This is a genomic window from Streptomyces sp. NPDC058086 (assembly GCF_042885015.1).
GTDB lineage: Bacteria > Actinomycetota > Actinomycetes > Streptomycetales > Streptomycetaceae > Streptomyces.
In genome coordinates this window covers 95,459-117,355 of the sequence record NZ_JBHVST010000026.1, presented here as the reverse complement: position 1 = coordinate 117,355, position 21,897 = coordinate 95,459, and the positions used below count along the sequence as shown (strand labels likewise).

The 21,897-nt window shown below is 71.3% G+C and carries 23 protein-coding genes; 10 read left to right on the top strand and 13 right to left on the bottom strand.

Annotated elements, in window-relative coordinates; genetic code table 11:
- Positions 1-171: 171 nt before the first annotated feature.
- Positions 172-930 (bottom strand): hypothetical protein, encoded by a 759-nt coding sequence (locus tag ACFVWD_RS22000; RefSeq protein ID WP_389598228.1) that lies wholly within the window; start codon positions 928-930, stop codon positions 172-174.
- Between the two features lie 316 nt (positions 931-1,246).
- On the opposite strand from ACFVWD_RS22000, the gene ACFVWD_RS21995 reads away from it, so the two are divergent.
- Genes ACFVWD_RS21995 through ACFVWD_RS21985 form a run of 3 tightly spaced genes read left to right on the top strand, consistent with a single transcriptional unit; the run spans position 1,247 to position 4,443 of the window.
- Positions 1,247-2,692 (top strand): magnesium transporter MgtE N-terminal domain-containing protein, encoded by a 1,446-nt coding sequence (locus ACFVWD_RS21995; protein ID WP_389598226.1) that lies wholly within the window; start codon positions 1,247-1,249, stop codon positions 2,690-2,692.
- Positions 2,682-3,266 (top strand): DUF1003 domain-containing protein, encoded by a 585-nt coding sequence (locus tag ACFVWD_RS21990; protein ID WP_389598225.1) that lies wholly within the window; start codon positions 2,682-2,684, stop codon positions 3,264-3,266. Before ACFVWD_RS21995 ends, ACFVWD_RS21990 begins: the two co-directional genes overlap by 11 nt.
- Before the next feature lie 43 nt (positions 3,267-3,309).
- Entirely contained in the window at positions 3,310-4,443 is a 1,134-nt protein-coding gene (locus ACFVWD_RS21985; protein WP_389598223.1) for an Mrp/NBP35 family ATP-binding protein, read from the top strand.
- A 158-nt stretch (positions 4,444-4,601) separates the two neighbouring features.
- Here ACFVWD_RS21985 and ACFVWD_RS21980 read toward each other — a convergent pair whose 3' ends face one another.
- The 5 genes from ACFVWD_RS21980 to sigE all read right to left on the bottom strand — a co-directional run bounded on the left by ACFVWD_RS21980 (position 4,602) and on the right by sigE (position 9,722).
- Positions 4,602-5,258, bottom strand: a complete 657-nt coding sequence (locus ACFVWD_RS21980; RefSeq protein WP_384911615.1) for a hypothetical protein — start codon at positions 5,256-5,258, stop codon at positions 4,602-4,604.
- Positions 5,259-5,438: 180 nt separating this feature from the next.
- On the bottom strand, positions 5,439-5,900 hold the full coding sequence (locus tag ACFVWD_RS21975; RefSeq protein WP_101400508.1) for a sec-independent translocase: 462 nt from the start codon (positions 5,898-5,900) through the stop codon (positions 5,439-5,441).
- A gap of 210 nt (positions 5,901-6,110) precedes the next feature.
- Positions 6,111-7,904 carry a trypsin-like peptidase domain-containing protein gene (locus ACFVWD_RS21970; RefSeq protein WP_389598220.1) on the bottom strand — a complete coding sequence of 598 codons (1,794 nt, stop codon included), beginning with the start codon at positions 7,902-7,904 and terminating at the stop codon, positions 6,111-6,113.
- A 139-nt stretch (positions 7,905-8,043) separates the two neighbouring features.
- Positions 8,044-9,024 carry an anti-sigma factor family protein gene (locus ACFVWD_RS21965; protein WP_389598218.1) on the bottom strand — a complete coding sequence of 327 codons (981 nt, stop codon included), beginning with the start codon at positions 9,022-9,024 and terminating at the stop codon, positions 8,044-8,046.
- Positions 9,021-9,722, bottom strand: coding sequence for an RNA polymerase sigma factor SigE (gene sigE, locus ACFVWD_RS21960; protein WP_054228218.1), 702 nt, complete (start codon positions 9,720-9,722; stop codon positions 9,021-9,023). Before sigE ends, ACFVWD_RS21965 begins: the two co-directional genes overlap by 4 nt.
- Before the next feature lie 414 nt (positions 9,723-10,136).
- On the opposite strand from sigE, the gene ACFVWD_RS21955 reads away from it, so the two are divergent.
- Positions 10,137-10,661: an O-methyltransferase gene (locus tag ACFVWD_RS21955; protein WP_054228219.1), complete on the top strand. Its 525-nt coding sequence runs from the start codon at positions 10,137-10,139 to the stop codon at positions 10,659-10,661.
- A gap of 144 nt (positions 10,662-10,805) precedes the next feature.
- Here ACFVWD_RS21955 and ACFVWD_RS21950 read toward each other — a convergent pair whose 3' ends face one another.
- Entirely contained in the window at positions 10,806-10,973 is a 168-nt protein-coding gene (locus ACFVWD_RS21950) for a DUF3117 domain-containing protein (RefSeq protein WP_003966491.1), read from the bottom strand.
- Positions 10,974-11,349: 376 nt separating this feature from the next.
- On the opposite strand from ACFVWD_RS21950, the gene ACFVWD_RS21945 reads away from it, so the two are divergent.
- Positions 11,350-12,153: an enoyl-CoA hydratase/isomerase family protein gene (locus tag ACFVWD_RS21945; protein ID WP_389598216.1), complete on the top strand. Its 804-nt coding sequence runs from the start codon at positions 11,350-11,352 to the stop codon at positions 12,151-12,153.
- A gap of 104 nt (positions 12,154-12,257) precedes the next feature.
- Here ACFVWD_RS21945 and ACFVWD_RS21940 read toward each other — a convergent pair whose 3' ends face one another.
- The gene (locus ACFVWD_RS21940; protein WP_389598214.1) at positions 12,258-12,839 is read right to left on the bottom strand and encodes a DNA-3-methyladenine glycosylase I; all 582 of its coding nucleotides are present in this window, start codon (positions 12,837-12,839) and stop codon (positions 12,258-12,260) included.
- Positions 12,836-13,186, bottom strand: a complete 351-nt coding sequence (locus ACFVWD_RS21935; protein WP_388544690.1) for a DivIVA domain-containing protein — start codon at positions 13,184-13,186, stop codon at positions 12,836-12,838. Before ACFVWD_RS21935 ends, ACFVWD_RS21940 begins: the two co-directional genes overlap by 4 nt.
- Before the next feature lie 192 nt (positions 13,187-13,378).
- On the opposite strand from ACFVWD_RS21935, the gene folP reads away from it, so the two are divergent.
- Entirely contained in the window at positions 13,379-14,239 is an 861-nt protein-coding gene (gene folP, locus ACFVWD_RS21930) for a dihydropteroate synthase (protein ID WP_101400502.1), read from the top strand.
- A 57-nt stretch (positions 14,240-14,296) separates the two neighbouring features.
- Here the strand turns inward: folP and ACFVWD_RS21925 are convergent, their stop codons facing one another.
- The gene (locus tag ACFVWD_RS21925) at positions 14,297-15,055 is read right to left on the bottom strand and encodes a TIGR00730 family Rossman fold protein (RefSeq protein ID WP_054228224.1); all 759 of its coding nucleotides are present in this window, start codon (positions 15,053-15,055) and stop codon (positions 14,297-14,299) included.
- Between the two features lie 109 nt (positions 15,056-15,164).
- On the bottom strand, positions 15,165-16,244 hold the full coding sequence (dapE, locus tag ACFVWD_RS21920; protein WP_389598212.1) for a succinyl-diaminopimelate desuccinylase: 1,080 nt from the start codon (positions 16,242-16,244) through the stop codon (positions 15,165-15,167).
- A gap of 97 nt (positions 16,245-16,341) precedes the next feature.
- Between dapE and ACFVWD_RS21915 the strand changes: the two genes are divergently transcribed.
- A complete protein-coding gene (locus ACFVWD_RS21915) occupies positions 16,342-17,328 on the top strand; it encodes a heavy metal transporter (RefSeq protein WP_389598210.1) in 987 nt (328 codons plus the stop codon).
- A gap of 350 nt (positions 17,329-17,678) precedes the next feature.
- The gene (locus ACFVWD_RS21910) at positions 17,679-18,122 is read left to right on the top strand and encodes an ATP-binding protein (protein ID WP_389598208.1); all 444 of its coding nucleotides are present in this window, start codon (positions 17,679-17,681) and stop codon (positions 18,120-18,122) included.
- A gap of 152 nt (positions 18,123-18,274) precedes the next feature.
- On the opposite strand, the gene ACFVWD_RS21905 is transcribed toward ACFVWD_RS21910, so the two are convergent.
- Both ACFVWD_RS21905 and fdxA read right to left on the bottom strand, forming a co-directional pair.
- Complete coding sequence (locus tag ACFVWD_RS21905) at positions 18,275-19,372, bottom strand: bifunctional succinyldiaminopimelate transaminase/glutamate-prephenate aminotransferase (RefSeq protein ID WP_389598206.1); 1,098 nt, start codon at positions 19,370-19,372, stop codon at positions 18,275-18,277.
- A gap of 154 nt (positions 19,373-19,526) precedes the next feature.
- Complete coding sequence (gene fdxA, locus ACFVWD_RS21900; protein WP_018089397.1) at positions 19,527-19,847, bottom strand: ferredoxin; 321 nt, start codon at positions 19,845-19,847, stop codon at positions 19,527-19,529.
- 140 nt (positions 19,848-19,987) lie between these two features.
- Here fdxA and ACFVWD_RS21895 point away from each other — a divergent pair, with 140 nt between their 5' ends.
- Positions 19,988-21,028, top strand: a complete 1,041-nt coding sequence (locus tag ACFVWD_RS21895; RefSeq protein WP_389598204.1) for a GNAT family N-acetyltransferase — start codon at positions 19,988-19,990, stop codon at positions 21,026-21,028.
- A gap of 17 nt (positions 21,029-21,045) precedes the next feature.
- The gene (locus ACFVWD_RS21890) at positions 21,046-21,897 is read left to right on the top strand and encodes a tetratricopeptide repeat protein (protein ID WP_389598202.1); all 852 of its coding nucleotides are present in this window, start codon (positions 21,046-21,048) and stop codon (positions 21,895-21,897) included.

Genomic DNA, 21,897 nt, shown 5'->3' with positions numbered 1-21,897 from the left:
AGCGGAGTCGAGAGCTTGGGGGAGCGTGCTCTCGGCGTGCCGGGCACAGGCCCTCGTACTGGACGTACTTGGGTCTGTGCCCGGTGCGGCGAGAGGGCGTGCATAACGTCGCGGGGCAGACGGGAATTTGACGACAGGGCCTAGGCCCTGTCCGCCGGACAGGCCCCGGGGCTACGACGTCGGCAGCTGCTTGCCGTAGTCCACGGTCTCGTCCTTGGCGGGTTCCGCGAGGGCGAAGTTCTTGCCCCAGTCGGTGAGGCTGAGCGTGCCCGCGTCGCCCGCGCGGACCAGGAGCAGCGGGTACGGGGTTCCCTTCAGGGAGACGTCCAGGGTGCCTCCCGCGCCCTTGTCGCCGGTGATGCGGATGGTGCGGACGCCGGACTGCTCGTGGTGGCCGTCCGTCGCGAGGGAGCCGTGCAGGGTCAGCAGACCGTCGAGGAGGACGTCCTTGTCCGTGAAGCTGATGAAGCGCTTGTAGGCCGGGTCGCCGCTCGGGACCTTCACGAACTTGCCGTCGAGCTTGTCGGCGGCCGCGGCGTCCGCGGACGTGGCACCGCTCTTGCCGTCCTGGTGGTTCCAGAACTCGGCGTCGGCCTTGAGGAAGAGGTGCCGGCCGACCCGGAGCAGATGGAAGCTCGCCCCCTCCGAGGTGACGGAACCGGTGCCGCCGTCGGACTTCAGCCGCATGTCGAGCTTGTACGTGCGCCCGTTCGACACCACGGTCCCGGCGAGTCGCACCGCCTCGGCGGACGTGGCCGCCTTGCGCGTCTTCGACTCGATCTCGGTGGCGGACAGCTTCCCCACCCCGTTCGTGCCCGCGTCCGGATCCTCACTACCGCACCCCGTCAGCCCCGTCCCCGTCACGACCAGTGCGCACATCGCGCCCACCAGTGCGGCCCTGCGGGTACGGCCCTGGGAAATCGCAGTCACAGGTAGGGCTGCCTTTCATGCGGGTGTCCATGCGCGTCCGGGTGCGCGTGTCCGTGCGGGTGCCCATGCCGGGGTGGCCGTGCCGGGTGTCCCCAACGGCGTACGGCAGCGTACCCGTGCCGCGCGTGCCCGGCGGAGCCAGTCCGTCCGGACCGCTCACCAGGGCGTATCCGACCGGGACGGGCTAGCCTGAAGCCCACCTGAGCGGACAGGCCGGGACCAAACGCCCGTACGGAGAAAGCCGGAAAGCGTCCGGAGCAACACGCAACGAGCAACACGGAAAGAAAGAGCAACGCGGAAAGAAGGAGGCGCGGGCATGGCCGCAGGCGCCCCCCGGATCTTCGTCTCGCACCTCGCCGGTGTCGCCGTCTTCGACCCCAGCGGCGACCAGGTGGGCCGTGTGCGGGACCTGGTCGCCATGCTCCGCGTCGGACGCCGCCCGCCCCGGTTGCTTGGGCTGGTCGTGGAACTCTCCACCCGGCGGCGCATCTTCCTGCCCATGACTCGTGTCATCGGCATCGAGTCCGGCCAGGTCATCACCACCGGTGTCCTGAACGTGCGCCGCTTCGAACAGCGGCCCACCGAGCGGCTCGTCTTCGGTGAACTGCTCGACCGGCGGGTCCGGATCGTCGAGACCGACGAGGAGGTGACCGTGCTCGACGTGTCCGTCCAGCAGCTGCCGGCCCGCCGGGAGTGGGAGATCGGCCGCGTCTTCGTGCGCAAGGGCCGCAGCGGGACCTTCCGGCGCACCAAGGGCGAGACGATGACCGTCGACTGGTCCGCCGTCACCGGGTTCTCGCTGGAGGAGCACGGACAGGGCGCCGAGAGCCTCCTCGCCACCTTCGAGCAGTTGCGCGCGGCCGACCTGGCCAATGTCATGCACCACCTGTCGCCGAAACGGCGCGGGGAGGTGGCCGCCGCCCTGGACGACGACCGCCTCGCCGACGTCCTGGAGGAGCTCCCCGAGGACGACCAGATCGAGATCCTGGGCAAGCTCAAGGAGGAGCGCGCCGCCGATGTCCTGGAGGCGATGGACCCCGACGACGCGGCCGACCTGCTCGCCGAACTGCCCGAGGACGACGTGGAGCGGCTGCTGACGCTGATGCGGCCCGACGACGCGGCCGACGTACGACGGCTGATGTCGTACGAGGAGCGGACCGCCGGCGGTCTGATGACGACCGAGCCCATCGTGCTGCGGCCCGACGCCACGGTCGCCGACGCGCTCGCCCGGGTCCGCAACCCCGACCTGTCCCCCGCGCTCGCCGCGCAGGTGTACGTGTGCCGCCCGCCGGACGAGACACCGACCGGCAAGTACCTGGGCACGGTGCACTTCCAGCGGCTGCTGCGCGACCCGCCGTACACGCTGGTCAGCTCGATCCTCGATGGCGATCTGCAGGCGCTCGCGCCGGACGCGGCGCTGCCCGTCGTCGCCGGGTTCTTCGCCACGTACGACATGGTCGCCGCGCCCGTCGTCGACGAGAGCGGCTCGCTGCTCGGCGCGGTGACCGTGGACGACGTACTGGACCACATGCTGCCGGAGGACTGGCGCGAGACCGAGTTCCATCTGAACGAGGACGAATCGCAGGACGAGCGTCTGGACGAACCTCAGGACCGGCTCCCGGCCGAACGCGAGGACGACAGCGAGGACGACGGCGAAGACGACCGGGGAGACGACCGGGGAGACGACGAGGAAGGCGGCAAGGAAGGCGACCGGGAAGACGACCGCGAAGGCGTGGACGAAGGGGGGCGCGATGGGACCTGACCGCGAGACCCGCGAACGGGCCGCCACCGGGGCGACCGCCACCACCCGGCCCCGCACCCGCCTCGACCAGCCGCTGCCGCCGCGCCGCCGACTGGTGCCCGAGTGGGACCCGGAGGCCTTCGGGCGGCTGTCGGAACGGATCGCGCGTTTCCTCGGCACCGGACGGTTCATCGTCTGGATGACGGTCGTCATCATCGTGTGGCTGGTGTGGAACATCGCGGCACCGCGCCATCTGCGCTTCGACCCGTACCCGTTCATCTTCCTGACCCTGATGCTCTCGCTCCAGGCCTCCTACGCCGCCCCGCTGATCCTCCTCGCGCAGAACCGCCAGGCCGACCGCGACCGGGTCAACCTCGAACAGGACCGCAAGCAGAACGAGCGCTCGATCGCGGACACCGAGTACCTCACCCGCGAGATCGCGGCCCTGCGCATGGGCCTCGGCGAGGTCGCCACCCGCGACTGGATCCGCTCCGAATTCGAGGACCTGATCAGGGAGCTGGAGGAACACCGCTCCGACGGCCGGGTCGTATTCCCGGCAGAACGGCCGTCGCGACGTGACGTAGACGACCGCTGACGGGGCTTTCCGGGCCCGGGGCCGGGCGCCGTACCATCGTCCTATGGCTACGGAAGACGCGGTGCGCGAAGCACTGGCGACGGTGAACGACCCCGAGATCCAGCGACCCATCACCGAGCTGGGGATGGTCAAATCGGTGGAGATCGGTGCGGATGGTGCGGTCGCGGTCACCGTGTATCTGACCGTCTCCGGCTGCCCGATGCGCGAGACCATCACGAAGAACGTGACGGAGGCGGTCTCGGCGGTCGAGGGCGTCACCCGCGTCGACGTGACCCTGGACGTGATGAGCGACGAGCAGCGCAAGGAGCTGGCGACCGCGCTGCGCGGCGGCCAGACCGAGCGCGAGGTGCCCTTCGCCAAGCCCGGCTCACTCACGCGCGTGTACGCGGTCGCCTCGGGCAAGGGCGGTGTCGGCAAGTCCTCGGTGACCGTGAACCTCGCGGCGGCGATGGCGGCCGACGGCCTCAAGGTCGGCGTGGTCGACGCGGACATCTACGGCCACTCGGTGCCCCGCATGCTCGGTGCGCACGGCCGTCCGACCCAGGTCGAGAACATGATCATGCCGCCGTCCGCGAACGGCGTGAAGGTCATCTCCATCGGCATGTTCACCCCGGGCAACGCACCGGTCGTCTGGCGCGGCCCGATGCTCCACCGCGCCCTCCAGCAGTTCCTGGCGGACGTCTTCTGGGGCGACCTGGACGTCCTGCTCCTCGACCTCCCGCCGGGCACGGGCGACATCGCGATCTCGGTGGCCCAGCTGGTCCCGAACGCGGAGATCCTGGTCGTCACCACCCCGCAGCAGGCGGCGGCCGAGGTCGCCGAGCGCGCGGGCTCCATCGCCGTCCAGACCCATCAGAAGATTGTGGGCGTGGTCGAGAACATGTCGGGCCTGCCGTGCCCGCACTGCGGCGAGATGGTCGACGTCTTCGGCACGGGCGGCGGCCAGAAGGTCGCCGACGGCCTGACCCGCACCACCGGCGCGAGCGTTCCCGTCCTCGGCTCCATCCCGATCGACGTCCGCCTCCGCGAGGGCGGCGACGAGGGCAAGCCGGTCGTCCTGACCGACCCGGAGTCCCCCGCGGGCTCCGCCCTGCGTGCCATCGCGGGCAAGCTCGGCGGCCGCCAGCGCGGCCTGTCCGGCATGTCCCTGGGCATCACCCCGAGGAACAAGTTCTGAGCAACAGGTTCCAGGGCTTTCCAACCCCGGAGAGGTGAACGCGCCCCATCAGGGGCGCGGGGCCGTGACATATGCGGCTGCGCCGCGTGGGCGCGACCAGCCACGACGGCCCCGCAGCCACAGACGGCGCAGTTCCCGCAAGCCCCCGGAGGGCACCGTCACGCGTACGCCGCGATGTCCTTGATCATGGCGAAGCCCAGCCCGTACGCGCTCATCCCCCGGCCGTACGCCCCCACATGGACCCCCATCTGGGTGGAACCCGCGAGGACCCAGCCGAACTCCAACTCGCGGTAGTGGAACGGCGTGGGGACGCCGTCCACGGGGAGGGACAGCGAGGACCAGTCGGGCCCTTCGAGGTCGTCCGCGAGGACCCACGCCGTCTCGGTCTGCTGGTCCAGCCAGTCATCCCGCCGGGTGTGGTCCATCTGGCCGGGCCAGGTGAAGGACAGCAGCCCCACACCGGCCAGCCAGGCCGCCGAGGACACCGACGTGGCCTCAAGGAGGCCCGCACCGTCCGCGCTGCGACGCGAGGGGCTGGCCGCGACGGTCACCACGACCGCGAACCGCTCCTTGTCCTCCGTGGACTCGCTGCGCACCGAGGGCTCTTCCCCGTGCCCGATCGAACCGTGCTCGACGGCACCGTCCGCCGACGTACCGACCTGCATCAGCCAGCGCGGCCCTGTGAAGGCCTCGTCGAGGCCGTACCACGGGAAGGGTGCCAGCAGGTAGCCTTCGGCCGTGCGGCGGGCGGAGGGGAGCTGCTGTCCGCCTTCCGCGGCCGGCGCCTGCGCGCCTACCCGACTTGTCGTCTCCATCTGCCCGGACGCCTCCTTGCTCTCGTCGGACCGGGCGGCCCGCCCCCCTCGGGCGTCCTCAGCAGTCCGCACAACAACTGGGCAGCATAGCCACACCGCTCCGAGCAGCAGGGAAAGCACCCGGCGCGTGGGGCGCACACGCACCGTTTTCAGGCCGTGTCACACGCCTGCGGGTACGGCTCAGGTGGCGTCCGCGTCGAAGGGCGGGCGCTCGTCGGGGTCGCTCTTCTCGGGCTTCTTGGTCATGTCGATCGAACCGCCGGAGGAACCGGAGGACGAGGACGGGGAAGACGAAGAGGACGACGAGGAGGAGTCCGTGTCGCGGCTGTGGACCGCGTCCGTGACCTCGGCCATCTCCTTCTTCAGGTCGAAGCCGTTGCGGATCTCCTTGAGCCCCAGCTCGTCGTTGTCCAGCTGCTTGCGGATGAACGTCTTGGGGTTGAGGTCCTCGAACTCGAAGTCCTTGAACTCCGGGCCGAGTTCCTCGCGGATGTCCGCCTTGGCGCTCTCCGAGAACTCACGGATCTTGCGGATGGTGCGGGTGACGTCCTGGATCATCTTCGGGAGCTTTTCCGGACCGAAGACGAGCACGGCAAGGACAACGAGCGTCACCAGCTCGAGCGGTCCTATGTCATTGAACACCTGAAGCTCCTTGCGATGTCCTCAGTCCACGGCCCTCGGGATTCTTCCGTGGTCCGGGCCGGGATCCACGGTACCCGTCGATCCCGTCCGTCCGGAACTGTCCCGGGCCTTCCGGGTTCGTGTACACGACGAGTTTCCCCGGATGTTCGCCGCTCAGCACGGGCCTGGGGCCCCTCCTGTGAAGTTCATGTCAGTTGCTGTCGAAAGAGGTCAGCCGCCGTTCGCGGAGCCGAGGACCAAAGTGACCGTCCGCTGCGAGCCGCCCCGCCGGAGGGTCAGCCGGAGCCGGTCGCCGGGACGGTGGGCGCGGGTCTTCACGATCAGCTCCTCGCCCGAGTGGACGCGCTGTCCGTCGACCTCGGTGATGACGTCGCCGGCCTTGATGCCCGCCTTGGCCCCGGGGCCGCCCGCGGTGACCGGGGCGCCGCCGCCCTTCGTCCCGACCCGGGCGCCGTCGCCCGTGTAGTCCAGGTCGAGCATGACCCCGATCACCGGGTGGGTCGCCCGGCCGGTGTTGATCAGCTCCTCGGCGACGCGCTTGGCCTGGTTGACGGGGATGGCGAAGCCGAGCCCGATGGAACCGGCCTGACCGCCCTGGAGGTCGGTGCCGCCGTCGGCGGAGCGGATGGCGCTGTTGATGCCGATGACGCGGGCCCGCGTGTCGAGCAGGGGGCCGCCGGAGTTGCCGGGGTTGATGGGCGCGTCGGTCTGCAGCGCGTCGACGTACGAGACGTCGCTCCCGTCGCCCTTCTCGCCGCCCGCCGTGATGGGCCGCTCCTTGGCGCTGATGATCCCGGCGGTGACGGTGTTGGCGAGGTCGAAGGGCGCGCCGATGGCGACGACGGGGTCGCCCACCTGGACGCTGTCGGAGTTGCCCAGCGCCATGGGCCGCAGCCCACGGACTCCCGACACCTTGACCACGGCGAGGTCGTACCCGCTGTCGTGCCCGACGACGGTGGCCTTGGCGCTCTCGCCGCCGCTGAACGTCACGGTTATCTCGCCGCCGCCGCCGGCCGGCTCGACCACGTGGTTGTTGGTGAGGATGTGACCCCGGGTGTCGAGCACGAACCCGGTGCCGGTGTCCTCTTCGCTGGAGCCGCGCACATGCAGGGTGACGACGCTGGGCAGCGCGCGGGCCGCTATCCCGGCCACGCTGTCCGGGGCCCGCCCGGGCGCCTCCTTGGCGGCCTGCGGCAGTGTGACGTCACCGACCCCGCCGTTGCGCTCCAGATAGGCCCCTACGGCGCCCCCTACGCCTCCGGAGACGACGGCGAGCGCGACGGCCCCGAGGATCAACGCCTTCCTCGCCCGCTTACGCCGCTGGGTCTTCGTCTCGACAGCCGCCCCGTTCTGCTGGAGCGGTCCCGGGGCGGCCCAGGGGTCGTAGTTCTGCCACGGGGTGGGGGCCGGGTGGGGGTTGCCCGGGTACGGGGCGGAGGGCCGGCCCGGGGGCATGGCGGTGCCGTGCGCGGGGGTGGCCGCCGGGTGCTGGACGGGCGGGGCTGGCGCCCAGGGGCCCGGCTCGCCGTACGGCGGGGTGCTGTAGGGGTCGGGATCGTGCAGGGGCCGGGGGCGGTCGACGGGGGTCTGCTGCGCCGGTACAGCGGCGACCGGGGCCTGGTCGGCGGGCGCCGCGCCGGACGGCGCACCGGCCTCTTCGGCACCGGGCCCGCCCTGCTGAGCCGGAGCAGGGCGTTCCAGCTCGAAGTCGCCGTCGCTGCCACTCCCGGCGCCGGCCCCCGAGGGGGCGGCGCCCGACAAGACCGTGCTCGACGGGGCGACGCCCGACAGAGCCGTACCCGATGAGGCGGCGCCCACCGACGGCCGGTCCAGCTCGTAGTCGCCGTCGGACCTGTAGTCGCCCTCAGGCCTGTGGTCCCCGTCGGACGTGTGGTCCGTCTCTGCCCCGGAGATGCCCTCGACCGGACCCGCCGCGCCGACCCCCGGAGGGACCGGGCGGGGCCGACTCCACCACTTCGCCTTCGTGGGCTTCCCCTCGTTCATGTTCTCCCCACACCTGGCCCGCGGCACAACACGCCGACGGTCACCGCAGATTGCCGACTCCGCGCCCGGGAATCCCTCCGGCGGACGCGGCCCAGCCTGGATTCAACCAGGTTCCGGGGCCGGGGGCGCAGAGGGCCGGTCAGTGGGCGGTACGGGAGGAAGGGCTCGGGGAGGAAGAGGGGGACGGGGTGGTGGCGGGGGCGGCGAGCAGGCGCGGAGGCGTGAGGCCGGGCGGCGTCGACCAGGAGGTCTGCGCGATCGGCTGGGCCTCGGTGAGCGGATGTATGAGCGGGGACATCACGGCGGCACCGGCCACCACGGGGGTGGTCAGCGTGTGCATGACGTCGTCTGCCCGGGTCACCGGAGCGGGGACCCCGGGGAGCAGGGGTGCGGACACCGAGGTGGGCACCGCGGGCGTCACGCCGAGCGAACGCTCGCCCTGGGCGAGCAGCGGCCCGTCGGAGCGGCGCCGCTGTGTCTCGGGGGCCGTCGCGGGCCCCGAGCCCGGCGTACGCGCCGGCGTCACATTGCTACCGCCGGAGCCGCCGCGCGCGTCCGTGGTGTCGGCCGGCACTCCGGTCGACACCCCGCCGAGCGCGACCGCGGCCAGCGACACCGCGCCGGCGGCGGCGAAGGCGAAGCGCAGCCCGCGCGAGGCCGATCGGTCGGTCTCGTGACGGCTGACGTCATGGATGCGGAAACCGCGCCCGGAGTCGGGCGGCAGCACGTCGCCGTGCGGCGCGGCGGGCACGTACCCGAAGGGCTCTCCTCGCACTCCGAAGACGCCGGTCACGGGGGCGCCGGAGGGGAGTCTTCCGCCGAATCCGCCCCCGCCGAACGGTGAGCCATCACCGCCGTCGAAGTCACCTCCCCCCGGAAGTCCCTGGAGACGGGCCAGGAAGCTCTCGGAGGGGGGCGGAGGGGCGACTTCCGCGAAGACGTTCTTCAGTCGGCGCTGGGCGTCCGCCTCGGCCTTGCACTTCGCGCAGGTGACGAGGTGGGCCAGGACGCGATCGCGCGACTCATGACCGAGCTCTCCGTCCACCAGGGCGGAGAGTCGGTCCCCAAGATGCTGGTCGGCTACACGCCGCTCGGTAGGGTTGGGCCGGGATCCACTCACGCGGTCGCGCCCCCTCCTCCCAGCGCGGGAACTCCCGTGATCGCGAAGCCGCGGCGCTCGGCACGGGCCTCGGGAGACCGGTGTGCGAGGGCCTTGCGCAGCTGCGAACGGCCACGGTGGATCCGGCTGCGGACCGTACCGAGCTTGACGCCCAGGGTCGCGGCGATCTCCTCGTACGAAAGTCCCTCGATGTCACAGAGGACGACCGCGGCGCGGAACTCGGGCGCGAGGGTGTCCAGCGCCTGCTGGACGTCCGCGTCGAAGTGCGCGTCGTTGAAGACCTGCTGCGGGGAGGGCTCGCGGCTGGGCAGGCGCTCGGCCGCGTCGTCACCGAGGGCGTCGAAGCGGATGCGCTGCTTGCGGCGCACCATGTCGAGGAAGAGGTTCGTGGTGATGCGGTGCAGCCAGCCCTCGAAGGTGCCTGGCGTGTAGGTCGACAGGGAGCGGAAGACGCGGACGAAGACTTCCTGTGTGAGGTCCTCGGCGTCGTGCTGGTTGCCCGTCAGGCGGTAGGCGAGCCGGTAGACCCGGCCGCTGTGCGTGCTGACGATCTCCTCCCAGGTGGGCGGAGTCCACGCCTGCGACTCCGCGTCGGTGGTGAACGTCGCGGTCTGCGCCGGGGCAGCAGCATGGAACTTGTCAGCGATGTCGGTCACGGATTTCGGCTCACCCGCCGATCTGAGAAGGCGCCGCAGCACCCCTCCCCGATCCACAGGCGTAGCCGCACCTCCCCTGTCGGCTCTGGTGGTGTCCAGTGGAGCCCCTACCATAGCCACCTCGCCCGTTAGCTCCGGATAAGCGGTTTTACGAGAATTTGATACGTGCTCATATGGCTGCGTCAGCATGTGATCGCCACCCCGCTCCACACCCCGCTCCGCGCGCTGTTCCATCGACTTCCCCCCGCTCTGTTTCCGCACCCCTCTAAACGCCTGGTCCCATCTGCGGGTTCCCGGCACCAACGGATACAGTCACGCCCAGGCAACCACGGGGACAGGGAGAGGGTCATTACCGGCAACCGGCAGACGAGCTGGGCGTTCGCCGACGCCTTTGTCGCCGAGGACGAAGCGCTGCGCTGGGCCCGCGACCGGGCCCGCGAGGCAGGGCTGCGCCCGGTGTCGCCCGGCACGGGCGCCGCGCTGCGGTTGCTCGCCGCCACCGTGGACGCGAAAGCGGTGGCGGAGATCGGTACCGGGACCGGCGTCTCCGGAATTCATCTGCTGCACGGCATGCGGCCGGACGGGGTACTGACCACCGTCGATCCGGAACCGGACCGCCAGCAGTTCGCCCGCCAGGCCTTCCGCGCGGCCGGCTTCGCCAGCAACCGCGCCCGCTTCATCCCCGGCCGCGCACTGGACGTCCTGCCCCGGCTCGCGGACGCCGGCTACGACCTCGTCTTCTGCGACGGCGACCGTCTGGAGTGCCTGGACTACCTCGCTGAATCGTTGCGTCTGCTGCGTCCGGGCGGGCTGGTCGTCTTCGAGGGTGTCTTCGCGGACGGCCGCACGGTCGAATCGGGCCCGCAGCCCGCCGAGGTCGGCCGGTTGCGCGAACTGCTGCGCGCGGTGCGCGAGAGCCAGGACCTGGTGCCCTCGCTGCTGCCGGTGGGCGACGGGTTGCTGTGCGGGGTCAAGCGCTGACCGCACGCTCGGTCTCGTACCCGCAGCACTTGTCTGACCTGCGTCGATAGACAGGGGTACGCCGCTGCCGTACTTCAGGAAAACCACTGCCCCGGCACCGAATACGATGCCGGGGCAGTTGAAAAGGTGTGGTCGCGTTCCGCGTCAGCCGACGACCTTCTTGAGGGCGTCGCCGAGCGCGTCGGCCTCGTCAGGGGTCAGCTCGACGACGAGCCGACCGCCGCCTTCGAGCGGAACGCGCATGACGATGCCCCGCCCCTCCTTGGTCACCTCGAGCGGGCCATCGCCCGTCCGCGGCTTCATGGCCGCCATGCTCGTTCCCCTTCCTGAAACCAGCTCATCGTCGCCGACGGCCCCTTGAAAGGGCACGCACGTCCCCTCATAGGACACACGTCACCGGCATCGAACACATTGCTTCCCGGCCATTATCCCGCATCTCAGGACCCGATGACCAACATCAGTCGGCATCGCTTGCGCAACGCGCTTGAGCAAAACCACTCAATTCGGCGATGTGACTGCGATACTGCGCCGCTGCATCGACTTCCATGGCTCGGAATTCTTTGACGCAGGTCACATGTCCTGTCCATGCCCCGGACCGTGATCTCCGCCATGCTGTCCTGCATGCTGTCCTCGCACCCAGGACGTACCGACCAGTACGTCGGAGCCGCGACACCGGAGGGAACCCACCATGGCCGACACCGTGCTCTACGAGGTGAGCGACGGACTCGCGACCATCACGCTGAACCGCCCCGAGGCGATGAACGCGATGAACACCGAGACCAAGGTCGCCCTCCGGGACGCGGCCCGGGCCGCCGCGGCGGACGGCGGCGTACGGGCGATCCTGCTCACCGCCGCAGGTGACCGGGCGTTCTGCGTCGGGCAGGACCTCAAGGAGCACATCGGGCTGCTGGCCTCCGACAAGGAGTCGGGGTCGCAGCACACGATGAGCACCGTGCGCGAGCACTACAACCCGATCGTGCGCGCCCTGACCGGGGCCGCGAAGCCCGTGGTGGCCGCGGTGAACGGCGTCGCCGCGGGAGCCGGCTTCGGCTTCGCCCTCTGCGCGGACTACCGGATCGTCGCCGACACCGCCGCCTTCAACACGTCCTTCGCCAAGGTCGCGCTGACCGCCGACTCGGGCATGTCATGGACCCTGCCGCGGGTGATCGGACCGGGCCGAGCCGCCGATCTGCTGCTCTTCCCGCGCAGCATCACCGCGCAGGAAGCCTTCGAGCTGGGGATCGCCAACCGGCTCGTCCCGGCGTCCGAACTGCGCGTCGAGGCGGAGAAGGTGGCGCGGGCGCTGGCGGCGGGGCCGACGGTCGCGTACGCCGCGCTGAAGGAGGCCATGGCGTACGGGCTCACTCATTCTCTGGACGAGACGCTGGAGAAGGAGGACGAGCTGCAGGCGCGGGCCGGGGCGTCCGAGGATCATGTGATCGCGGTGCAGGCGTTCGTCAACAAGGAGAAGCCGAAGTACTTGGGGCGGTGACGCTTCGCTGGATTCGGCGCTCGGAGGTCGGTGCGGGAACTGCGGGCCGTCTGTGGCTGGTCGCGCCCACGCGGCCAGCCGCATCTGTCACAGCCCCGCGCCCCTCAAGGGGCGCTCCTGGCCGCGCAATCCTCCAAGTGGTCGTTCACCAGGCCGCAGGCCTGCATCAGCGCGTACGCCGTGGTCGGGCCCACGAAGCGGATGCCGCGCTTCTTGAGGGTCTTGGAGAGGGCCGTCGACTCGTCGGTGACGGCCGGGACGTCGGCCAGCCGCTTCGGGGCCGGGCGGGTGGCCGGGTCGGGGGCGAAGGACCAGATCAGCTCGTCCAGCTCGCCCGGCGCCCAGTCGGCCAGCACGCGCGCGTTGGCGACGGTCGCCTCGATCTTGGCGCGGTTGCGGATGATGCCCGGGTCGCCGAGGAGGCGCTCCTTGTCGTCGTCCGTGAACGCGGCCACCGAGGAGATCTCGAAGTCGGCGAAGGCAGCCCGGAAACCCGGCCGGCGGCGCAGGATCGTGATCCAGGACAGGCCCGACTGGAAGGCCTCCAGGCAGAGTCGCTCGTACAGCGCGTCGTCGCCGTGGACCGGGCGGCCCCACTCCTTGTCGTGGTACGAGACGTAGTCCTCGGTGGACAGGGCCCAGGGGCAGCGCAGCGCGCCGTCGGGCCCGGCAAGCGCATCGCTCACTGCTGCTCCCCCTCGGTCGGCTTGCGCAGCGACATGGTCGCGGTGGCGCGGGCACCGGCCAGCGCGGCCTCCAGGTCGGCGATCCTGGCGTCCCGCTCGGCGAGCTCGGCGCCGAGCCGGCCGAGGGCGTCGTCCACGTCCGCCATGCGGTAGCCGCGGGCGGCGAGCGGGAAGCGCACGGACTCCACGTCCGCGCGGTTCACCGGCCGGTCCTGGGGCAGCGGGTCCACCAGCCGATCGGGCTCGGCGTCGGGAAGGGGGGCGCTCTCGCCGCCGCCCACCACGGACAGTGTCACCGCGGCGACCACGACGGCGAGCGCGACGACCAGGAACAAGAACATGAACATCGCTGAGGTCCCCACGCTCTGGTGCCGACGCGTTGGGCGTCGGCGCGAAAGTACTGAAGCTACTGAAAATGTCTGACGAGTGCCGAAGCGGTCCGGCGCTGAAAGTGTCAGGGTCCGATCGTGCCATGCGAGTCTGACAGTTAAGGTCGCAGGCGGCTAAGCAGCGGGACTTACTAGGAGAGGTCACAGGGGATGCTCAGGCTGGGCAGGCACGAATTCGACCCGCACGAGCCGGTGATCATGGCCATCGTGAACCGGACCCCGGACTCCTTCTACGACCAGGGAGCCACCTTCCGCGACGAGCCCGCGCTCGCCCGCGTGGAGCAGGCGGTGGCCGAGGGCGCCGCCATCATCGACATCGGCGGGGTGAAGGCCGGGCCCGGGGAAGAGGTGACCGCCGAGGAGGAGGCGCGCCGCACGGTGGGTTTCGTCGCCGAGGTGCGGCGGCGGTTCCCGGACGTGATCATCAGCGTCGACACCTGGCGGCACGAGGTCGGGGAGGCGGTCTGCGAGGCGGGGGCCGATCTGCTCAACGACGCGTGGGGTGGCGTGGATCCCCGGCTCGCGGAGGTGGCCGCGCGGTACGGGGTGGGGCTGGTGTGCACCCATGCCGGGGGCGCCGAGCCTCGTACGCGGCCGCATCGGATCGCCTACGACGACGTCATGGCCGACATTCTGCGGGTGACTCTGGGGCTGGCCGAGCGGGCGGTGGCTCTGGGCGTGCCCCGGGAGTCCGTGCTGATCGACCCCGGGCACGACTTCGGGAAGAACACCCGGCACAGCCTGGAGGCGACTCGGCGGCTGGGCGAGATGGTGGAGACGGGGTGGCCCGTGCTTGTCTCCCTCTCCAACAAGGACTTCGTCGGGGAGACGCTCGACAGACCGGTGAAGGAGCGGGTGGTGGGGACGTTGGCCACGACGGCGGTGTCGGCGTGGCTGGGGGCGCAGGTGTATCGCGTCCACGAGGTCGCCGAGACCCGTCAGGTCCTGGACATGGTGACGTCGATCGCGGGCCACCGCCCTCCGACGGTGGCCCGCCGGGGCCTGGCGTAGACCTTCCTCGCCCCCACCGGTCGCGCAGTTCCCCGCGCCCCTTGCGGGGCCGCTCCTCTACCGGCCTGCCTCCTTGGAGACCAAGGCCACCGCTTCCTCCACCTCGTCCGTGAGATGGAACAGGAGGAGGTCCTTCTCCGAGGCCTTGCCCTGGGCGATCAGGGTGTTCTTGAGCCAGTCGACAAGACCGCCCCAGTACGCCGTGCCGAAGAGGACGATCGGGAAGCGGGTGACCTTCTGGGTCTGGACGAGGGTGAGGGCCTCGAAGAGTTCGTCGAGGGTGCCGAGGCCGCCGGGCAGGACCACGAAGCCCTGGGCGTACTTGACGAACATCATCTTGCGGACGAAGAAGTACCGGAAGTTGAGGCCGATGTCGACGTAGGGGTTGAGGCCCTGTTCGAAGGGGAGCTCGATGCCCAGGCCGACCGAGATGCCCTTGGCCTCGCAGGCGCCCTTGTTGGCGGCTTCCATCGCGCCGGGCCCGCCGCCCGTGATGACGGCGAAGCCGGCTTCGACCAGGCCTCGGCCGAGCGCGACTCCCGCCTCGTACTCGGGCGAGTCCACCGGTGTACGGGCGGAGCCGAAGACGCTGATCGCTGGCGGGAGTTCGGCGAGCGTGCCGAAGCCTTCGATGAACTCCGACTGGATGCGCAGGACCCGCCAGGGGTCGGTGTGCACCCAGTCGGAGGGGCCGCCCGCGTCGAGCAGCCGCTGGTCCGTGGTGCTCGCCTGCACCTGTCCGCGCCTGCGCAGTACCGGCCCCAGCCGCTGCTCCTCCGGTGGCTGCTTCTTGCCCTCGGGGTTGCCAGTAGCCATGTGCGCTCCCTCCGCTTGCAGGTGGTTCAGCCCCAGCGTAGATCTGCGCGGGTTACGGAGGGGGGACATGCGCATGTCCGCCGTGCACCATGACGGTTCGGGCGGGCCCTCAGGACGTCAGCCAGGCGCGCAGACGCTCCTCCGCCTCCGGGATCTCCGACGCCCGCACCCGCTCGTCCACCTTGTGGGCGAGGAGCGGCGCGCCGGGCCCGTAGTTCACCGCGGGCACCCCGAGCGCGCTGAAGCGGGCGACGTCCGTCCAGCCGAACTTGGGGCGGGCCTCGCCGCCGACGGCCGCCAGGAAGGCCGCGGCGGCCGGGTGGGTCAGGCCGGGCCGGGCCCCGCCGGTGTGGTCGTCGATGATGAACTCGTCGATGTCGCAGTCGGCGAAGAAGTCACGCACGAAGGCCTCGGCCTCCGTCTCGCTGCGGTCGGGCGCGTAGCGGAAGTTGACGACGACGGTGCAGGCGTCGGGGATCACGTTGGTGGCCACGCCCCCCTCGATGCGGACGGCGTTGAGGCCTTCGTGGAACCGGAGGCCGTCCACGACCGGCGTGCGCGGCTCGTAGGCGGCGAGCTTGGCGAGGATCGGGGCCGCCGCGTGGATCGCGTTGGAGCCCATCCACGCGCGCGCGGAGTGGGCACGCTCCCCCTTGGTCTTCAGGAGCACCCTGAGCGTGCCCTGGCAGCCGCCCTCCACCTGGCCGTCCGTCGGCTCCAGGAGGATCGCGAAGTCGCCCGCCAGCCAGTCGGGGTGGGCCTCGGCGACGTGCTTCAGGCCGTTCAGGTGGGCGGCGACCTCTTCGTTGTCGTAGAACACGAAGGTGAGGTCGCGGTTGGGGGCGGGGACCGTGGCCGCGATGCGCAGCTGTACGGCGACGCCGGACTTCATGTCGCAGGTGCCGCAGCCCCACAGGACGCCGTCCTCGTCGAGGCGCGAGGGCACGTTGCCGGCGATGGGGACCGTGTCGATGTGGCCGGCGAGGATCACACGCTCGGCCCGCCCCAGGTTCGTACGCGCCACGACGTTGTTGCCGTACCGGTCGACCGTCAGATGCGGCAGGGCGCGCAGCGCGGCCTCGACGGCGTCCGCGAGCGGCTTCTCGTTGCCGCTCTCCGAGGGGAAGTCGACGAGCCGCGCGGTGAGCTCGGCGGCGTCCAGCGTGAGGTCAAGGGTGGTGTCGGCCATGCCCTCGACCCTAGCGCCCCCTGCTCGGCGCTCTGCCGCGCACGGGTTGTCCACAACCCCATACGTCGCCAACAGTCGCCTCCAGTACCTTGTAGGCGTGCCAGAGCCGTCCCCCACTCCTGTCCGGCGCGGCCGCCTCTTCCGTTTCGGGGCGGCCGTCGTAGTCACGCTCGCGCTCGCGGGGTACCTCGCGGTGCAGTACCTCACAGGAGGGACGGGTGCGCCTCGCTGCAGAGTCGTCTCGGGCAAGAGCGACGGCGCGTCGTACGAGTTCACCCCGGAGCAGGCGGTGAACGCGGCGACGATCTCGGCGGTCGGCACCACCCGCGGGCTGCCGGAGCGCGCCGTGGCCATCGCCCTCGCGACCGCGCTCCAGGAGTCGGGGCTGCGCAACATCCAGCACGGCGACCGGGACTCGCTCGGTCTGTTCCAGCAGCGCCCCTCGCAGGGCTGGGGGACGACGAAGCAGATCATGGACCCGACGTACGCGGCCGGTATGTTCTACGAACACCTGGCCAAGGTGCCGGGCTACACGCGGCTGCCGCTCACCGTCGCCGCGCAGCGCGTGCAGCGCAGCGGCTATCCGCAGGCGTACGCGAAGCACGAGCCGGACGCGACGCTGCTGGCCGCGGCCCTGACCGGCCGCGCGGCGGCCACGCTGACCTGTGAGGGCCGCCCGGGGGCGACCCCGGTCGGCGGCCCGGACTCGGTGCGCGCCGCGCTCGTACGGGACTTCGGGCGCGAGGTGGTGCAGGACGCGGGAGCCGATGTGAGCACCGCGGGCTCCTCCGCCTCCACGGCGGCTTCCCCGACACCGGCCCCCTCGCCGACCGTCTCCGGCCGGACCGTGACCGTGCCCGTGCGCAAGGACCCCACGGGCGGCTCCACCGTCCGCCAGCGTGGCTGGGAGCTGGCGCACTGGGCGGTGGCCAACTCCTCGGCGCTGCACATCCAACGGGTCTCCTACGCGGGGCGGGAGTGGACGGCAGGGGAAAGGAACGGCGAGTGGCGCGCGGCGGACGCCAAGGGCGGTTCGACGACGACGCAGTCCGCCGCCGAGGTCCGCATCGTCACCGCGCAGTAGTACGGGGCCTCACCTGTACGGGGGATGCGCGGCGTGGCGCGTTGCCGCTGCGAGCAGGTTTTCGCGTGCTGACTCCAGAATCCGCCGGACCCCTTGGAAACAAAGGGCCGTAAGGATTCGGCAGACTTTCCGACCGGATACTCTTTGCCCGTTTTTATCCACAACCGATAATGCGACGCATTACCAACTCTTTACGTCGGGCCACCGCAACCTTCGCGGGTCTCGAGCGGTAGTCACTGCGTCCGAGCCCGGAACGATCAACGGGTCGCCCGACAGCCGGTCGGCGGCCGAACGGTCAACTCCCGGGCGCGGGTGGACACTTCACCGTTCTCTTCCGTCTAAGGAGCATCATGTCCCTCCCCCTGACCCGCCGGATCGCCCGTGCCGCGCTGCTCATCGCAGCGGGAGCGGCGCCCGTGGTCGGTGCGGCCGGCTCCGCCAGCGCGGCGGCCGAACTCCCGGCCACGCCCGATCTCGGCGGGCTGACCGCTCTGGACGGCGCGCACGTCGGCAACACGGTCGACGGTGCGACGCAGAACGTCACCGGGCTCGCGGGCACGACCGGCGGCAACGCCCTCAAGAAGGCCGTCCCGGCCGCGGGCAAGACGGGTGGCAGTGTCGCCAGGACGGCGACGCCGACCGCGCAGAAGGTGGCCGGGGACGCGGCGGGGCAGGCCGGGGGTCTGCTCGGTGACACGGCGAAGACGACCGGTGGTGGTCTTCCGACGGACGCGGTGACCAAGGGTGGTCTGCCGACGGGGCAGCTGCCGCTGAAGGGGCTGCCGCTCGGCTAGCCGCCGGGGCCGTGCACATGCTGTAGCTGTACGGCGAAGGGGTCCAGGGAGTTTCCCTGGACCCCTTCGCGTGTGTCGGTTCCTGGCGTGCGGGCCGGTGGGGGCTGGGCGCGCCCACGCGGCGGAGCCGCAGATGTCAGAGCCCCGCGCCCCTAGAGCGCCAGGCGCTCTACCGCCGCCGCCACCCGCTCGTCCGTCGCCGTCAGGGCCACGCGGACGAAGTTCTCGCCCGCCTCGCCGTAGAAGTCGCCCGGGGCGACGAGGATGCCCAGTTCGGCCAGATGGGCGACGGTGTCCCAGCAGGACTCGCCGCGGGTGGCCCACAGGTACAGGCTCGCCTCGCTGTGCTCGATGCGGAAGCCGTGGCGCAGCAGCGCCTCGCGCAGGGCGGTGCGGCGGGCCGCGTAGCGCTCGCGCTGTTCGCGGACGTGGACGTCGTCCGCGAGGGCGGCGACCACCGCGGCCTGGGTCGGCGCGGACGTCATCATGCCGCCGTGCTTGCGGATCTGGAGGAGGTCGCCGAGGACGGCGGGGTCACCGGCGAGGAACGCGGCGCGGTAGCCGGCCAGGTTCGAGCGCTTCGAGAGCGAGTGGACCGAGACGATCCCCTCGTACGAGCCGCCGCAGACGTCCGGGTGCAGGACCGAGACCGGATCGGCCTCCCAGCCCAGTTCGAGGTAGCACTCGTCAGAGAACACGAGGATGTCGTGCTCGCGGGCCCACGCGACGATCCGGGTGAGTTCCCGGGCGGAGAGGACCCTGCCCGTCGGGTTCGACGGGGAGTTCAGCCACAGGAGCTTCAGGTCGGTCGGGTCCAGCTCCGTGGGGTCGTCGTAGACCACGTGGTCCGCGCGGGCCAGGCGCGCGCCGACCTCGTACGTCGGGTACGCGAGGCGCGGGTACGCCACCTTGTCGCCGGGGCCCAGGCCCAGCTGGGTGGGGAGCCAGGCGACGAGTTCCTTGGAGCCGACGATCGGGAGCACGTGGTGGTGCGTGACGTCCCGAGCGCCGAGCCTCCGCTCGACCCAGCCGGTGAGCGCGTCCCGCAGTTCGGGCGTGCCCCACACCGTGGGATAGCCCGGCGAGTCCGCTGCCGCGACCAGAGCTTTCTGGATCAGCTCGGGCACCGGGTCGACCGGGGTGCCGACGGACAGGTCGACGATGCCGCCCGGATGAGCGGCGGCCGTCGCCTTGAAGGGCTCCAGCTTGTCCCAGGGGAAGGCGGGAAGCCGGTCGGAGACTGCGGACACGGGATCGGGCTCACTTTCTCGTTCGTACCACCCGTACACACACGGCCGGCGCGCCTGTGGCCGGTACGGGCTGCTACGGCAAACGCCTCGGCCCCGTACGGCGATCGAGGGGATCGGGCCGTACGGGACCGAGGCGGCGCGTAGGTGCGGCCGCTTACTGGTTCTGCGGCGGCAGCGCTGCGATGAAGGGGTGGTCGCGCTCGATCAGACCGAGCTTGCTGGCGCCGCCGGGCGAGCCGAGCTCGTCGAAGAACTCGACGTTCGCCTTGTAGTAGTCCTTCCACTCTTCAGGAGTGTCGTCCTCGTAGAAGATCGCCTCGACCGGGCACACCGGCTCACAGGCTCCACAGTCGACGCATTCGTCCGGGTGGATGTACAAGGACCGGGAGCCCTCGTAGATGCAGTCGACCGGGCACTCCTCGATGCACGCCTTGTCCTTGACGTCGACACAAGGCTGCGCGATGACGTAGGTCACGCTGTCGTTCCTCCTCGATAGGGCGCTGGCGGGCCTCCATAGGCTCCGCCGCCTGGCGCGCGGGAGCGCGGCGTCGTCGATGCCCGCACCTAGTATCTCCGTTCCGGGGCGTGATCCATACAGGAGGGGTGAACTGACCTGTGGAAATCTCTGCGGCCGGACGTCTTGAGGTCCGCATCACCGCTGCTGACGTGGGCAAACGTGTCTCTGTTCGGCGGATGATCATAGATATCGAAGGTGCCGTCCGGGGTGAGAAGTTCACCGACACGGTCGGTGTTCTCACATCATGGGACAAGGGTGTGCTGCTGATCACACGGCGGGACGGCGAGAGTGTCCGGATTCCGGAGTCCTCGCTGGTCGCGGGCAAGGTCGTACCGGCCGCCCCGGCGCGTCGGCGAGGGCCCGCGGCCTCGTACGAGGAGCTGGCGCGGGTCGCCGCGCGGGCCTGGCAGCCGGTGGAGAGCGAGCGGCTCGGCGACTGGGAGCTGCGGGCGGCCTCCGGGTTCACCCGGCGCGCGAACTCCGTGCTGCCGCTCGGCGACCCGGGCGTGCCGCTCGACGAGGCGCTGACGTACGTACGTGACTGGTACGCGGCCCGTGACCTGCCCGCCTACATCCAGACCGCCACCGGGGCCGAGGGCGCGCAGGAGGTGCTGTGTGCGGAGCTGGAGACGCGCGGCTGGGCGCGCGAGGTGAGCGCCGGGCTGTGGATCGGCGCGCTCGCGCCGCTCGCCGACCGCGAGGCCCCGGAGGCCTCCGGGGTGGTCCTCGCCCGCGTGGCCGACGAGGCATGGCTGGGCCGCTACCAGCGCAAGGGGCTGAGCGAGGTCGCGCTGCACGTCCTGGGCAGCGGGCCCTCGGTGTGGTTCGCGACGGTGCCCGGCGCCGAGGGGGAGCCTCCGGCCGCGATCGGGCGGTGTGTCGTCGACGGGCGGTGGGCCGGTTTCGCGGCCGTCGAGGTCGACCCCGCCCAGCGCCGCCGGGGCCTCGCCACCGCCGTCATGGCCGCGCTCGCCCGTCGTGCCCTGGACGAGGGCGCCTCGGCGGCCTGGCTCCAGGTGGAGGCGGACAACGCCGGGGCGCGGGCGCTGTACGCCGGGATGGGCTTCGCGGCGCATCACACGTACCACCACTACCGTGCGCCTCAGGTGTCCGCCGGCGACCGCCGTCGACCGGCGTGAAGGGGTACGAGATCGCCATGCCTTCCCCCCAACCCCCGGAGCCGGAGCGGGCCGCCGAGGTGCGGCGCAGGTTCGCCGAGGAGGCGCGGTCCGAGCGCCCCGACCTGGCGGCGCTGTGTCTGCTGATCGGGGCGGCGGCGGACGGCACGCTGGACGAGGCGGGGACCGACGCGGCGCAGATCGAACTCGACCGGCTCGCCGGACAGCTGCCGTTCCGGCCCGGTGGGGCGCTGCCCTGGGCGACCGCGCTCGCCGAGCTGCTCGGCGGGCGCTGCGGGTTCCGGGGCTCGCCCGGGGACTATCAACGGCTGGAGTCGTCGCTGCTGCACGCGGTGCTGCGGCGGCGGCGCGGGCTGCCCATCCTGCTCTCCGTGGTGTGGATGGAGGTGGCCAGGCGGGCCGGCGCGCCGGTGTACGGGGTCGCCCTGCCCGGGCATTTCGTGGTGGGCTTCGGGCCGGCCGAGCAGCAGGTGCTCGCCGACCCCTTCGACGGGGGGCGGGTGCTGAGCGGCTCCGATGCCGAGCTGCTCGTGCAGGGCGCCACCGGGGCGCCTCTCGATCCCTCGATGCTCGTCCCCGCCCCTCCGCTCGACGTGGTCGTGCGGATCCTGAACAACGTCCGGGCGTGGGCGGCGGCGCGGCCGGAGCGGTCGGATGTCAGCCTGTGGGCCGTGGAGTTGTCGCTGGTGTTGCCTTCGCATCCTGCGCGATTGCGGTACGAGCGGGCTCAGTTGCTTGTTCAGCGTGGGGATTTCCTGGGTGGAGCCGCGGAGTTGGATGCCTACGCCGATGTGGTCGCCGCGGTGGATCCGCCTTCGGCGGAGAAGGTTCGGGGGCAGGCCCGGGCGGCTCGGGCGATGTTGAACTGA

What these genes read in the sequence shown, in the direction of transcription:
- ACFVWD_RS21995 (WP_389598226.1), top strand. Translation starts at nt 1,247, where the DNA reads ATGGCCGCAGGCGCCCCCCGGATCTTCGTCTCGCACCTCGCCGGTGTC.
- ACFVWD_RS21990 (WP_389598225.1), top strand. Translation starts at nt 2,682, where the DNA reads ATGGGACCTGACCGCGAGACCCGCGAACGGGCCGCCACCGGGGCGACC.
- ACFVWD_RS21985 (WP_389598223.1), top strand. Translation starts at nt 3,310, where the DNA reads ATGGCTACGGAAGACGCGGTGCGCGAAGCACTGGCGACGGTGAACGAC.
- ACFVWD_RS21980 (WP_384911615.1), bottom strand. Translation starts at nt 5,258, where the DNA reads ATGGAGACGACAAGTCGGGTAGGCGCGCAGGCGCCGGCCGCGGAAGGC.
- ACFVWD_RS21970 (WP_389598220.1), bottom strand. Translation starts at nt 7,904, where the DNA reads ATGAACGAGGGGAAGCCCACGAAGGCGAAGTGGTGGAGTCGGCCCCGC.
- ACFVWD_RS21950 (WP_003966491.1), bottom strand. Translation starts at nt 10,973, where the DNA reads ATGGCGGCCATGAAGCCGCGGACGGGCGATGGCCCGCTCGAGGTGACC.
- ACFVWD_RS21945 (WP_389598216.1), top strand. Translation starts at nt 11,350, where the DNA reads ATGGCCGACACCGTGCTCTACGAGGTGAGCGACGGACTCGCGACCATC.
- ACFVWD_RS21935 (WP_388544690.1), bottom strand. Translation starts at nt 13,186, where the DNA reads ATGTTCATGTTCTTGTTCCTGGTCGTCGCGCTCGCCGTCGTGGTCGCC.
- folP (WP_101400502.1), top strand. Translation starts at nt 13,379, where the DNA reads ATGCTCAGGCTGGGCAGGCACGAATTCGACCCGCACGAGCCGGTGATC.
- ACFVWD_RS21925 (WP_054228224.1), bottom strand. Translation starts at nt 15,055, where the DNA reads ATGGCTACTGGCAACCCCGAGGGCAAGAAGCAGCCACCGGAGGAGCAG.
- dapE (WP_389598212.1), bottom strand. Translation starts at nt 16,244, where the DNA reads ATGGCCGACACCACCCTTGACCTCACGCTGGACGCCGCCGAGCTCACC.
- ACFVWD_RS21910 (WP_389598208.1), top strand. Translation starts at nt 17,679, where the DNA reads ATGTCCCTCCCCCTGACCCGCCGGATCGCCCGTGCCGCGCTGCTCATC.
- ACFVWD_RS21890 (WP_389598202.1), top strand. Translation starts at nt 21,046, where the DNA reads ATGCCTTCCCCCCAACCCCCGGAGCCGGAGCGGGCCGCCGAGGTGCGG.